This is a genomic window from Ornithinibacillus sp. FSL M8-0202 (assembly GCF_037975285.1).
Lineage (GTDB): Bacteria > Bacillota > Bacilli > Bacillales > Amphibacillaceae > Ornithinibacillus > Ornithinibacillus massiliensis.
Genome location: NZ_CP150248.1, coordinates 2428458 through 2443094, shown reverse-complemented (window position 1 = coordinate 2443094; position 14637 = coordinate 2428458). Strand labels below are relative to the sequence as shown.

At 40.7% G+C, this 14637-nt stretch carries 10 protein-coding genes; 1 reads left to right on the top strand and 9 read right to left on the bottom strand.

Features of this window, described 5'->3' with window-relative positions; translation table 11 throughout:
* Positions 1–8: 8 nt before the first annotated feature.
* The 6 genes from MKY78_RS12575 to MKY78_RS12550 form a co-directional block, all read right to left on the bottom strand.
* Positions 9–1142, bottom strand: coding sequence for an acyl-CoA dehydrogenase (locus tag MKY78_RS12575; RefSeq protein WP_339213099.1), 1134 nt, complete (start codon positions 1140–1142; stop codon positions 9–11).
* Positions 1143–1182: 40 nt separating this feature from the next.
* Positions 1183–2028 carry a 3-hydroxybutyryl-CoA dehydrogenase gene (locus MKY78_RS12570; protein WP_339213098.1) on the bottom strand — a complete coding sequence of 282 codons (846 nt, stop codon included), beginning with the start codon at positions 2026–2028 and terminating at the stop codon, positions 1183–1185.
* 712 nt (positions 2029–2740) lie between these two features.
* Positions 2741–3928 carry an acetyl-CoA C-acetyltransferase gene (locus tag MKY78_RS12565; protein ID WP_339213096.1) on the bottom strand — a complete coding sequence of 396 codons (1188 nt, stop codon included), beginning with the start codon at positions 3926–3928 and terminating at the stop codon, positions 2741–2743.
* 115 nt (positions 3929–4043) lie between these two features.
* Complete coding sequence (locus MKY78_RS12560) at positions 4044–6149, bottom strand: (Fe-S)-binding protein (RefSeq protein WP_339213094.1); 2106 nt, start codon at positions 6147–6149, stop codon at positions 4044–4046.
* 754 nt (positions 6150–6903) lie between these two features.
* Positions 6904–8574: an arginine--tRNA ligase gene (gene argS, locus MKY78_RS12555; protein WP_339213093.1), complete on the bottom strand. Its 1671-nt coding sequence runs from the start codon at positions 8572–8574 to the stop codon at positions 6904–6906.
* Positions 8571–9002 carry a DUF1934 domain-containing protein gene (locus tag MKY78_RS12550; RefSeq protein ID WP_211741120.1) on the bottom strand — a complete coding sequence of 144 codons (432 nt, stop codon included), beginning with the start codon at positions 9000–9002 and terminating at the stop codon, positions 8571–8573. Before MKY78_RS12550 ends, argS begins: the two co-directional genes overlap by 4 nt.
* A 151-nt stretch (positions 9003–9153) precedes the next feature.
* Between MKY78_RS12550 and MKY78_RS12545 the strand changes: the two genes are divergently transcribed.
* Complete coding sequence (locus MKY78_RS12545; protein WP_339213092.1) at positions 9154–11196, top strand: transglycosylase domain-containing protein; 2043 nt, start codon at positions 9154–9156, stop codon at positions 11194–11196.
* Between the two features lie 1060 nt (positions 11197–12256).
* Here MKY78_RS12545 and MKY78_RS12540 read toward each other — a convergent pair.
* The 3 genes from MKY78_RS12540 to MKY78_RS12530 all read right to left on the bottom strand — a co-directional run bounded on the left by MKY78_RS12540 (position 12257) and on the right by MKY78_RS12530 (position 14637).
* Positions 12257–12757 carry a YwhD family protein gene (locus tag MKY78_RS12540; protein ID WP_186868294.1) on the bottom strand — a complete coding sequence of 167 codons (501 nt, stop codon included), beginning with the start codon at positions 12755–12757 and terminating at the stop codon, positions 12257–12259.
* A 71-nt stretch (positions 12758–12828) separates the two neighbouring features.
* The gene (locus MKY78_RS12535; protein WP_339213091.1) at positions 12829–13332 is read right to left on the bottom strand and encodes a YwgA family protein; all 504 of its coding nucleotides are present in this window, start codon (positions 13330–13332) and stop codon (positions 12829–12831) included.
* Positions 13333–14637, bottom strand: coding sequence for an HD domain-containing protein (locus MKY78_RS12530; RefSeq protein ID WP_186868292.1), 1305 nt, complete (start codon positions 14635–14637; stop codon positions 13333–13335). It lies immediately after the preceding gene.

Genomic DNA, 14637 nt, shown 5'->3' with positions numbered 1-14637 from the left:
CTTGCCCCCTATTTCAGTAGATTATTAGCGATTACCATATGCTGAATCTCGTTTGTTCCTTCGTATATTTGGGTGATTTTTGCATCTCGAAATAGCCGTTCAACTGGATATTCCTCGGTATAACCATATCCTCCAAAAATCTGTACCGCTTCTATTGCCACTTGCATCGCGGTATCTGAAGCAAACATTTTAGCCATCGAGGCCTCTTTGGCACATGGAATATCCTGCTCGATTAACGATGCAGCGCGATAGACTAATAGTTTACAAGCCTCCAATTTGGTTGCCATGTCTGCTAGCTTATATGAAATGCCTTGATTGTTGGCAATCGGTTTCCCAAACTGCTCTCGCTCCTTCGCATAATTTGCAGCATATTCAAATGCCGCCTCGCCAATTCCTAAGGCTTGTGCCGCGATGCCAACTCTCCCTTTGTTTAAGTTAGCCATGGCAATCTTGAAGCCGTCCCCTTCTCTTCCGAGTAACTGTGTCTTAGGAATACGACAGCCTTCAAACATTAATTGGACCGTATTCGATCCATGTAATCCCATTTTCTTTTCCTGTTTCCCAATAATAAAGCCTTCCGTGTCTTTTTCTACGATAAAGGCACTAATACCATTTGCACCTGGTGCCGTTCGAGCAAAAGTAATATAGATATCTGCTGCTCCGCCATTGGTAATAAATACTTTAGAGCCATTTAGAACATAATAATCCCCATCCAGTTTCGCAGTCGTTTTTAAATTTTTCGCATCTGACCCGGCATGTGGCTCTGTTAATGCAAATGCACCAAGATATTCACCCGTAGCAAGCTTTGGAACATATTTCTTCTTCTGTTCCTCTGTCCCGAAAAACAGTATCGGATTCGTTCCAACAGAAGTATGGACGGATAAAATAACACCTAATGCTGCACTTACTTTCGATAGCTCATGGATTGCAATAACATAGGAGGTATAGTCCATCCCAGAACCTTGATATTCCTCTGGGATAGGAATTCCCATAATACCTAATTCACCCATTTTTCTAATAAGCTCCATTGGAAACCGTTTTTCCTTTTCCATTCTTTCTATTTCTGGAAGCACTTCTTTCTGAGCAAAATCCTGAACCATTTTACGCATCATTTGCTGTTCTTCAGTAAAATGAAAACGCATGTGGCCCCCTCCTATCCTGTGAGGTGAAGTTAATGTCGTGCTACTCATAATGATAAAATCCTCTTCCCGATTTTTTACCGAGCCATCCTGCCTTAACATATTTCCTTAATAATGGGCATGGACGGTATTTACTGTCACCAAAGCCTTCGTGCAACACTTCCATAATATACAGACATGTATCTAATCCAATAAAGTCTGCCAATTGCAACGGACCCATCGGATGATTCATACCTAGCTTCATCACGGTATCGATATCCTCAACCGATGCCACGCCTTCATAAAGCGTGTAAATCGCCTCATTAATCATCGGCATCAGAATACGATTGGACACAAAGCCTGGAAAATCATTTACCTCTACTGGTGTCTTGTTTAAGCTATGCGTTATTTCCTCTATTGCTTGATATGTCTCATTACTCGTTTGTAATCCACGTATGATTTCTACAAGTTTCATAACAGGTACCGGATTCATAAAATGCATACCAATTACCTTCTCTGGTTTTTTGGTAACGCTTGCAATTTCTGTAATAGGAAGGGATGATGTATTCGAAGCAAGAATAGTATGTGCAGGCGTTAGGTCATCTAGCTGTTTGAACACACTTGTTTTCACGTCCATATTTTCAACAACTGCTTCAATAACTACATCACAATTTGAAGCATCTTCAAGGCTCGTTGAGGCTTTAAGTCTACTTAAGGTCTCCGCCATTTGATCATCTATCATACGACCCTTCTCAACCGCACGAGTTAATAGCTTTTCTATATTGTTCATTCCTTTATTTAACGCAGCTTCATTCATATCATTTAAATATACATCGAAACCAGATTGAGCAAAGACTTGAGCGATTCCCGACCCCATCTGTCCTGCTCCTATAACCATAATCGTTTTCATTACTGGCACCTCCTGAATTTTCTATTGAAGTCAGAAAAGTAGATTAATAGCATTTGAGAGCTTTTCTGGCTTGTTGGTTTTATTACTTTTATAAGGTTTTGACTAGTGTTGGACTACTTGCCGTGGGCTCTGGTTGGATATGTGTTAATTTCGCGCGGGATTTGGGCTGAATCGCGCGAGGGAGGGCTTTTTTCGCGCGGGATTTGGGCTGAATCGCGCGAGGAGTTGCCTTTTTCGCGCGGGATCTTCGTTGTGGCGCGAAATACTTACTCTCTCGCGCGATATTTAGACTGGGTCGCGCGAGTTTCTTCCCCTCCCGCGCATTTCCATACCTAGTCGCGCGAGTTTCTCACTTTCTCGCGCGAAATCTGGATTGGGCGCGATATTCTTCTTCTCTTGCGTGATAATTAAACCAGGGGCGTGCTCGTTTTCTTTTTTCGCGCGGGACCTGGCCTGAATCGCGCGAGGTTTAGACTTTTTCGCTCGAGATTTCAGTTGTCGCGCGAAATTCTTACTCTCTCGCGCGATATTTAGTATGGGTCGCGCGAATTTTTCCCCCTCTCGCGCGATATCCATACCAGGTCGCGCGATTTTCTCCTCCTCCCGCGCGAAATCTGGATTGGGTGCGAAATGCTTTCTTTCTCGCGTGATTCCCTAGCCATGACGTGCTCGCAACCAAGCTAATAAGCGATAAAACTTACATCTAGCCCTATTATTCTGCCGCAACCTCTATTAATATGGCGTCTCCTTGGCCACCTCCACTACAGATAGCTGCAATACCTAATCCTCCTCCACGGCGTTTTAGTTCATGGATTAAGGTTAGAATGATACGGGAGCCGCTTGCACCGATTGGATGGCCTAGTGCAACTGCCCCACCATTGACATTTACTTTTTCAGGGTCTAGATCGGCGATTACACTACTTGCTAAGGATACTGCTGAAAATGCTTCATTAATTTCATAAAGGGCAATATCATCCTTGGTGTAACCTGTTTTTTCTAGTAAATGATTAATGACAATTCCTGGAGTTTTTGGGAAATCCTTTGCTTCTACGGCTACTTCGGCATGACCTAAAATGGTAGCTAATGGCTTCTTACCAAGCTCCGAAGCCTTTTCATCAGACATAATGACGAATGCTGCTGCTCCATCATTAATTCCAGGTGCATTCCCTGCTGTAATTGTCCCGTCTTTATCAAATGCTGGTCTTAATTTTGCTAAAGCTTCTACACTAGTATCTTTTCTAGGTGCTTCATCTTTTTCTACTAGTACTGGATCGCCTTTTCGTTGTGGGATTTCAACTGCGACGATCTCCTCGTCAAATTTGCCGTCTTCGATTGCTTTTACTGCACGCATATGGCTACGGTATGCCCATTCATCTTGTGCTTCACGTGTAAGGTTAAATTCATCGGCGGTTGAGTTTCCGTAAGTTCCCATGTGTACTCCAGTGAAGGAACAGGTTAGGCCGTCGTGAACCATCATGTCGACTACACGTTTATCTCCCATACGGTTGCCCCAGCGTGCATCTGGTAGTATATACGGGGCATTACTCATGCTTTCCATACCACCTGCTACGACAATGTCTTCTTCCCCAAGGCGGATGAGCATATCGGCCAGTGTGACACTGCGCAAGCCTGATGCACATACTTTGTTAATCGTTTCCGTCTTTACCTCCCACGGTAATCCAGCCGCACGTGCTGCTTGACGTGAAGGAAGCTGTCCTTGCCCACCTTGTAGCACATTCCCCATAATCACTTCGCCTACTGCTGAGCTATCTACTCCTGCTCGTTCCAATGCTGCTTCAATTGCTTTTCCACCTAACTCGGATGCTGTTAATGATTTTAATGCCCCTCCGAACTTACCAAATGGTGTTCTAGCTCCAGAAACTATTACAGATTTCTTCATTATCTTCATTTCCTCCTCTTAAACTTATATCTAGTAATACTTTAAATCTCTACGATTGAACGCTCGCTCAAGTTTGATTCTGATAAAGAGGGGCAAAACGCCCCCCTCTTTTACCTTACGCTGTCTTTATTTCTTCTTCAACTAAAACAGATAATGCGAGAATTTCCGCTACATCCATTGTGCTAATATCTTCTTCCACTTCTTTTGCCTTTGTTCCGTCACTTAGCATCGTTAAGCAATACGGACAAGCACTAGAGATAACTGTTGGTTCAACAGCCAAAGCCTGCTCGGTTCTTGCAACATTAATTCGGTTACCAGTTGTTTCCTCTGTCCACATTAGGCCACCACCAGCACCACAGCACATACCGTTTTCACGACTACGATCCATTTCTACAAGCTCCAAACCTGGAATAGCAAGTAAAATTTCTCTTGGTGGATCATAGACACCGTTATACCTTCCTAGATAACAAGAATCATGGTAGGTTAATCGTTCGTTTATCGGTTTAGTAGGCTTTAACTTCCCTTCCATGACTAAATCATATAGTAATTGGGTATGGTGATATACCTCCCCTTCAAAGCCAAAGTCTGGATATTCATTTTTAAAAATATTATAGGCATGTGGATCAATCGTTACGATTTTTTTCACTTCATTTTTCTCAAATTCTTTAATATTCTTCTCTGCGATTTCTTGGAATAAGAATTCGTTACCAATCCGTCTTGCCGTATCCCCAGAATTCGCCTCTTTATTACCTAGAATCGCAAAGCTAATCCCTGCTTGGTTCATTAATTTGGCAAATGCAATAGCAATTTTCTGGCTACGTGCATCGAATGAGCCCATAGAGCTTACCCAGAATAAGTATTCAAACTCTTTTCCTTCTTTTTTCAATTCTTTTATAGTTGGAATGTATGCGGACTCATCCATTTCACGCCATTTAATACGGTCCTTTTTCGATAGTCCCCATGGGTTTCCTTGACGCTCGATATTCATTACCGCACGTTGCACTTCTGCATCCATTTTTCCTTCTGTCATCACAAGATAACGTCGTAAATCAATTATTTTGTCGACATGTTCATTCATTACTGGACATGCCTCTTCACAGTTACGACAAGTTGTACATGCATTGAGTTCTTCTTCTGTAATGACATCTCCGATTAAGCTCATACTTTCAAATGTTGCAGCTGCTTCATTGTTAGCACGTTTCGCTAATTGGTTACCTTGTGTACTAGAAAAGGCATATGCTGGTACCCAAGGTGATTTGCCTGTTACTGCTGCTCCTTTTTCCGTTAAGTGATCACGGATTTTAACCATTAAGTCCATTGGAGAAAGCATTTTCCCAGTACCAGAAGCAGGACAAACATCTGTACAGCGGCCACATTCGACACAAGCATAGAAATCAATCATCTGTACTTGCTCAAAATCTTCAACCTTCCCTACTCCAAAGGATACTTCTTCTTCACTTTCTTCATCAATCTCAAAGTCTAGCTTTTTCAATTTTCCAGGTACATGTTTACTAAAAAACACATTAATCGGTGCCGCTATTAAATGTGCATGCTTAGACTGCGGTACATATACTAGGAACGTTAATAAAGTCAAATTATGAATCCACCATGCTATAAAGAACATAACCATGGCTGCTTGAGGAGATAAGAAGCCAAAGATGGTGGCAAATAAACTTGCAACAGGCTCGGTCCATGTAGCTGATTCCCCGTGCCAAATTAATGCCATTCCATTTCCAAATAATACCGATAGCATTAATGTCCCGATAAAAATTAATACTAATCCAGCCTTCAGCCCACGCTTTAGTCGAACTAGCTTCTCAATATAACGACGATAAAATGCCCAAATTACAGCCACTAAAATCGTTAATGTTACGATTTCCTGGAAGAAGGTAAATCCGGGATATAAAAATCCAAATGGGAGATGATTACCTGGTGATATCCCTTTTACAATAAAGTCGATAGCTCCAAATTGCACTAGAATAAAACCGTAAAACATCATGACGTGAATAGCACCGGACTTTTTATCTTTTAATAGCTTCGATTGACCAAATACTATCGTGATAATCCGACTTATTCGCTCCTTCATGTCCCCATCGAATTCTGACTTTTTACCTAATCTAATGTAGGCTACTCGAGTTGCTATTACTCTACCAAATAAGTAAAATGCATACAGTGTGATAGCTGAAAATAATAGCGTATTAATGAACAAAAATGTCTCCATCAGCTGCTCCTCCTGACTGTTTCTAGGTCTTCTTTTAAAATAGAAATTAAACATCAAAGATTGCTTCATCCGGACGCATCATACCATAACAGACTTCCGCCAACTCACGATTAGATTAGCTAACACCGGCTCCCCTCACCCATCGTGTTTTCTTTATCTTCTGCTAGTCGGCTCAGCCCTTAGTTTTCATAACAAACGTCCTATTGCTTAAATTTACTAATACATGGTACGATGAAACAGAATGATAGCGATTCCATTTTTCCGAAAATAAAAAAGAGTGCTTCTTCTACCACTATAAATTATGAATGACTATTCAGTCAACCTATTTTTATCGAAATGAACTTTGTTTACCACTAGACTAGAAATTCTTGGAAAACGTTATTGAAGAAGAACATATTTAAGCCTATTAAGAATTAAAAAGAATCCATTCTCGTGAAGAAACTGGAACTCACTTCCATTTATCGAAAAATTAAGATAATAATAGAACAAATTTCAGGAGGTTATCCATGGAAATTGTGTATAGCATTTTAGTTATCGTATCTTCTGTAGGTGTATTGTGTTTTATGGGGAAATCCGGTTTTGGCTGGGGAAAGTAGCTTTGCATGAGGATGATTGGATTAACGGGGTTAAATCTGAATCGCAAGCCTTTTTCAAAAAACATTCGTTATTTCTAGAAACAAAGAAATATCCTCGCCCTAACATAGAAAAAACCTGGGAATTCCCCAGGTTTTAACCTCTTCTATTTAAAAGTCATTTACATCTTCTCAGGTGCGGTTACTCCAATTAAGTTTAGCCCATTTGCAATGGTAGTACGGACTGCTTTCATTAACGCAAGTCTTGCATTGGTTAACTCGATATTTTCGGTATCTAATACTTTCTCTGCATTATAAAAGCTGTGCAGCAAGGATGCTAATTCAAATACATATTGCGTAATTTTCTGTGGTGTATGCTTTTCAGCAGCATCCACAATAACTTGAGGGAATTCTCCTATCTTCTTCAACAAATCAAGCTCTTTCTCAGAGGTTAATAAAGAAGAATCGAATGATTGCTTAACCTCTATCCCTTTTGCTTCTGCTTGCTTTAGCATCGTGCAAATACGAGCATGTGCGTACTGTACATAGTATACCGGGTTATCATTGGATTGGGAACGAGCAAGCTCCACATCGAAATCAAGCTGAGAATCGTTTGAACGTGCCACAAAGAAATAACGTACCGCGTCCACTCCAACCTCATCCATTAATTCTCTAAGTGAAACAGCATTTCCTGTACGCTTACTCATACGTAGCTTTTCTCCACCATCAAAAAGATTTACCATTTGAATGATTTTTACATCTAAGCGTTCTGGATCATAGCCTAATGCTTCAATTGCCGCCTTCATTCTAGGGATATAGCCATGGTGATCAGCACCCCAAACATTGATTAGCTTGTCAAAGCCACGGTTTAACTTATTTTGATGATATGCAATGTCTGGTGTTAAGTACGTAAATGCTCCGTCATTTTTCACTAATACACGGTCTTTGTCATCACCGAAATCAGTCGAACGGAACCAAGTAGCACCGTCTTGTTCATAGATATAGCCACTATCCTTCAATTTCGCTAATACATCGGTAATCTCGTCATTTTTGTATAGACTTCTTTCTGAGAACCAATTATCAAACTCAACTCCGAAGTCTGCTAAATCTGTTTTTATTTTCCCAAGTGTATGCTCTAAACCAAACTCTTTAAAGAATGCTAAGCGCTCTTCCTCCAATTTATTCGCCCATTCTTCTCCGTGCTCCTCAGCCAATTGCTTCCCTATTGCTACAATGTCCTGACCATGGTACCCGTCCTCAGGCATTGCGACATCCTTACCTAATGCTTGTAAATAACGTGCATTGACAGATAGAGCTAGATTATCAATTTGGTTACCTGCATCATTAATATAATATTCTCGTTCTACTTCATATCCTGCTGCACTAAGGACATTACATAATACATCTCCAAAGGCTGCCCCACGAGCATGGCCTAGGTGAAGATTTCCTGTCGGATTTACCGAAACAAATTCCACTTGAACTTTTGTCCCTTTTCCATGCTCTGTTTTTCCATAGGCTTCTCCAGCCTCTAAAATGGTTGGAATTAAATCGGTTAAGAAATCATTTTTCATGAAGAAGTTAATAAATCCAGGTCCTGCAATATCGACCTTTTCTACTGATGCTTTTGAAGCGTCTAAATTAGCTACGATAGCTTCAGCAATTTGCCTAGGTGCTTTTTTGGCAACACGTGCCAGTTGCATGGCAATATTCGTAGCGAAGTCACCATGGGATTTATCTTTTGGTTTTTCTAATACGACATCTGGGATTTCCGTTTCTTGTGCTAATTCTGCTTTTAATACGGCAGCACGTATTTGTTCTTTTAAATTTGTTTCCGTTTGTGCTAAGACGTTCATTCTTCTTCCTCCTTGTTAAACGTGAGTGTAAGCGTATGATTACGTTCATCTTGTCCGTTCAGTTTTACGGTATATTCCACTTTTAAATGACCTGCTTGCTCGCCACTTAGTGCTTGGTAATCAATTGATTTTGTAAAAGTTTCCATGTGAATGTGACCATGTGGGTGGTTATACACATTCTCCGTCACTTTCTCCGAGCGAAACTGCTGATTCATTGAAACGAGTCCAGACCGTTTAATATTCACTTTTCCTGGTTGAATGGTAATCATACTCTTTATCGCGTGATCCCCTTCCACCTTTTCCTCAAAAGCTAATACGTCCATATTATTCTTCTGATAAAAGTTACCAATCTGCTTCACGGTGCTTGTTTCTTTCAGACCATTATCCTCAATTACCGTATGTAAATGAATGGTTACTTGGTTTTTCATTTTGTCGCTCCTATTATTTGCTCATATTTTACTATTATAGCGACAATCTAAGTCGTATTTCAATATATATAATCAGAAGTTTATTTCCTAGTCTGTTTTCCCATAATGATAATAATTGACAATATACGACAAAACAAATGGAGATTAGGATATGAAGAAAACCATTCTAGCCAAAAAACTCAGACGTATTGTATTGAAAATGACTATCGGAATCACGTTATTCTTTGTCTCAGGAATTCTACTTCTATATCTTATCGCCTTTTTACTAGGTCCGCCTAGTCTGTTAAATGATCAAAGGACAATTTACTATAGTGCTAATGGTGAAATGATTGGTGAAGAGCATGGTGTAGAGAACCGTTCTTGGGTCGATTTGGAAAATATATCCCCCAATTTGATTGATGCGACATTAATGATTGAGGACCAGCGCTTCTATAAACATAACGGCTTTGATATAAAGCGTATCCTAGGAGCAATATTAAAGGATATCAAAACCATGTCTTTAAAAGAGGGGGCGAGTACACTAACCCAGCAATATGCACGCAATCTTTATCTTTCACATGAAAAAACATGGACAAGAAAGCTGAAAGAGGCATTTTATACATTAAGACTAGAAATGTTTTACTCGAAGGAAGAAATTTTGGAAGGATATTTGAATACGGTTTACTATGGTCATGGTGCCTATGGAATTGAAGCAGCAAGTCATTACTTTTTCAATAAAGAAGCTAGTGATTTGACGATCGCGGAGGCTGCTATGCTTGCCGGAATTCCTAAAGGACCGACATACTATTCGCCTCAAAATGATTTAGAAAGAGCAACAAACAGGCAGCAGCAAATACTAGCCATTATGCAGCAAAAAGATATAATCTCAGAAGAAGAATATTTTTCAGCCAAAAGTGAGCAGCTCGTATTTACGGACCCATCCGAAAGAAAACAGCTTAGCATTGGTCCCTATTTTCAAGACACCGTGCTAACAGAGGCTACGGAACTTCTAGATATTGACCAAGAATCCGTTCGGTCTGGCGGGTATCAAATTTACACAACATTAGATATTAATCTACAGAAGCAATTGGAAGAAAGTATTGTCCAAACGATTCAGGATTCAAGCAAAATAGAGGTCGGTGGGGTAGTAGTGGATCCCCATAACGGGGCGATTCGTGCATTGGTTGGTGGCCGTAGCTATGAAAAAAGCCCATTTAACCGTGCGATACAAGCCAAGCGGATGCCAGGTTCTACATTTAAGCCGTTCTTATATTATGCAGCCTTAGAACATGGTTATACGGCAACGACAATGCTAATGAGTAAACCGACTACTTTTGAAATTGATGATGGACAAGTTTATCAACCAAGCAATTTTAACGGATATTATGCGAATGAACCAATTACGTTAGCCCAAGCTCTTGCCTTGTCCGATAATATTTACGCTGTAAAGACAAATATGTATTTAGGAGTAGAAACGCTTATTGACACAGCTAGGAAATTTGGAATTACTAGTAAGTTACCATCTGTGCCTTCCTTAGCACTCGGTACCGCAACTGTTTCAGTCGAGGAAATGGTTTCTGGTTATGCCATGCTTGCTAACGGTGGCTACTCGATTGATGGCCATACTATTGAAAAGATTGTTGACCGGGAAGGAAGAACTGTCTATAAACGCGATGAAAGCAGGAAAAATCCAGTGTTAGATCCACAAAAAGCCTTCATCTTAACACAGCTAATGACTGGTACTTTCGATGAGTCGCTTAATGGCTATATGTCCGTTACTGGTTCTTCTATAGTGGATAATCTAACCCGCACCTACGCTGGCAAAACTGGTTCTACCGATTCAGACAGTTGGATGATTGGATTCAGCCCATCCCTTGTAGCTGGCATTTGGACTGGCTATGATGATAACCGAAGCATAACCTCCGTACCAGAACGCTCCTATTCCAAAGAAATATGGAGCACCTTTATGGAGCAAGCTCATCAAGATATCCCAGAGGAGCACTTCGAAGCCCCAGATGGACTAGTTGCCGTACCAGTTGACCCAACTACCGGACTGCGTGCAACACCACATTGCCCAACCAGTACCGTCATGTTCTTTGAAAAAGGTACCGAACCAGAGTTTTATTGTAATGAACATTTTTATGGCGATGAAATAGAGCAAGATGATAAAGAGAAAGGACTATTCCGACGTTGGTTTGAAGTGTTTTTTGATTGAGGTTAGTGGGGGTTAGGGGTTGGGTCGCGTTGCATTGGAGTGGAGCATGTGCTGAATGAAGGTTAGGGCGCATGCTTTTTTCTTTTGTGCTCATGGGAGGTGGATTTGGGTTTATCTTTCTTCCTTTTGGGCTTATGTGGTTTGGAGTTGGGCGCATCTTTTTCTCTTTTGGGCTCATGTGATTTGGAGTTGGGCGCATCTTTCTCTCTTTTGGGCTTATGTGATCCCTGTTCGGGCTCATGTATTCTGGTTTTGGGCGCATCTCCTCCCCAATCGGGATCATATGAACCCGCATTGGGACCATCTCCTCCCCAATCGGGCTCATGTGAACCGGTTTTGGGCTCATCTCTCTCCTACTCGGGCTAATTTGCTCCGGCTTTGGGACCATCTCCTTCCCAATCGGGCTCATGTGCTCCCGCTTTGGGACCATCTCCTCCCCAATCGGGCTCATGTGAACCGGTTTTGGGCTCATCTCTCTCCCAATCGGGCGTATGTCCTCCGGTTTTGGGACCATCTCCTTCTCACTCGGGCTCATGTGAACCTGTTTCGGGACCATCTCCTCCCCAATCGGGCTCATGTGAACCGGTTTTGGGCTCATCTCCTCCCCAATCGGGCGCATGTTCTCCCACTTTGGGACCATCTCCTCCCCAATCAGGCACATCCTCCACCCCACTCCCACCAAACAAAAAAGAAGCCGACATCCTGCAAGTGTCCAGTTTGCAGGTGTCGGCTTCTTTTTTGTCCTAGTAATACATGAGTAAGCCCATGTATTAATTAGTTTACAAATTTCTGAAGCAAAGTACAAGATTTTATTAAAAGATTCATTTTTCAGACACAAATTGTTCACTTTTTTAATATTTTTTTCCAGTAAAGATAAGAAAAGCCTAGACGGCATGGTTTGAGTCGTAGGAAATAAAAGACATAAGGCGACTAGAGGAAGCTGGTGGTTCCTTAACTTACGGAGGGCTAGTCCCTAGATACCCGGAGCTAGTACACTTTACGTTTATACTTCCATTAAAAAAAGGACTAATAACAATTCCGTTACTAGCCCCTCTTCTTACTATTCTAATGCTTGCTTTAATTCATCGGTAGAGTTTTCCCAGAATTCTGGTTTAAACTCTTTTAAGAAGTCACGTAATAAATGTCTAGACTGTTCATCCATATGGTCGACGATGACATGGCCTTTAAGTGATTTTTCCATATGCTTCACATGCTCTGGCATGGATTTGTATGCTATTTTGTTTGGGCGATCAACTAGAATTTCGCATCCTGCCACTCCTGCATAGTAAGGGCCGTTTTCATTACGGTCGACGTTTACCCATACTATCCAATATAATTTTCCATCGGGTACTTTGGTGCGATCTGGTTGGAATTTCACCCGGCGTTCTACATCACTTCGAGCGTGCATGGCACCCATATCAACATAGGCTTTGTTTTCATTCGGGTCAACAATCACGGATGACATGTTTTCTAAACTAATTGCTCCTACCCCATAGCCCCCATGCCCGTCATTGGAATCATCTTTAATAATCGTAAATCGGTTTTTATTATCTCCGCTCATTCGTAAACCTCCTATACAAACTGTTTATCCACTATTGTAGCACAGCTTGCTTATTTATTTCACGACTATCGTTACTGTAGCTTCCGATTTAACTCGTCAATTAACTTCCAGGCATCCGCCATTTCTTCGTCACTATATTTTTGTTTTGGTTTTACCGCATGTACTTTAAGTTCCACTTCATCCTTTGGTAAATCTTTAAAATATAGCATTGTAGACACTAGTTCTAGAAAACGAGAGGTTTTTCCTTTTAGTAGCTCAATGCTTTCAGAACAATTTGGCATGTCCACACTGTATTGGCTTAAAAACGCAACACCATCATCCGTTAACGTATAGTGATATTGAAAATAATTGCTTTTCACTTCTTTTTCTTCATTGATAAAACCTAAATTACATAACTCCTCCATTCGTAATGAGAGCTCTTCCGAATAAGGACCGTAAAAGTGAAATTGGAATTTTTCCTCAAAAGGAATACCAAATGATTGTAGAATATAGACCATTTTTTGCAGTTTTTTTCTACCGGTCACTTGCTTTGCCTCAGAAAAAAACTGCATTAGCTTTGCATGATTATCTAGCATTTATTCCATCTCCTTGCTATATAGAATTCCTGTGATTTCTTGTACGATTTTTTCATCTTTGATTGCATATAAAAAGTCTTTAGGGAAATATAATTTATGATCCGTTCTTTTTTTACCTGAGATGGATTCTACGATATCTGACTGTCTTGAAAGCTCCTTAAATGATCCATTTGGCATCAACAGGTGAATCGGAAGTCTCTCTTCTTCTTCACCTGGACGATAAAAGTCATATGGTAAATCCGATGAAGAATCCATGACAAGATAGTAATCTGGATTAATCCCTGCTTCTTTAAAAAGCTCGATTAAACGTAATAAATCAGCAACCTGTTTATTAGGATTAAATTCTACGTACTTAAATAAGCGTCTATTCATGAATCGCTCGCATAGATCGCTTAGTATTTCATCTTCTTCCTGTTGCCATAGCTGGAAGTAATAATGAACAATAGACTCATCTAGCTTTAAATATTCATCCAATGAAACATCCCCTGCGAAAAAGGACAGGAAATGGGTCGGTTGTAGGGTAAAATTATAATCTGATTCATATAAATGCTTTGCACGATGTAATATCTTAGTTAAAATGACCTCTGCACTTCTTGTTACAGGGTGGAAGTACACTTGCCAGTACATTTGATAACGACTCATAATATAATCTTCCACAGCATGCATCCCAGAAGATTTAATCACGACTTGGTCTTCCATCGGGCGCATGACACGCAAAATACGCTCCATGTCAAAATGGCCGTAGCTTACCCCAGTAAAATAGGCATCACGCTGCAGGTAATCCATTCTATCGGCATCAATTTGGCTAGATATTAAGCTAACAACTAATTTATTCGTATGTGTTTTACCTATTACATCCGCTACCTCCTGAGCAAAACCAGGACTAACACGTTCTAGCACTCTATTCACACCTGTATCTCCGAGAATGATAGCCTGTGTAAAGTATTCATGGTCCAGCTTAAACACCTTTTCAAAGGAGTGAGAAAATGGACCATGTCCTAAATCATGTAATAATGCCGCAGCCATACATAATAGACGCTGATCATTATTCCAATGTGGTCGGTCCTGAAAATTTTCTATAATACGCCGGACAATTTCATAAACACCTAATGAATGATTAAAGCGGCTATGTTCTGCCCCATGAAACGTAATATTGGTTGTTCCTAATTGTTTTATTCTACGAAGGCGTTGGAATTCAGGTGTTGCAATTAAATCCCAGATCACTCGATCACGAACATGGACATATCGATGTACCGGATCTTTAAACACCTTTTCTTCATGCAGTTTTTCATCTTTGTAGGCCAC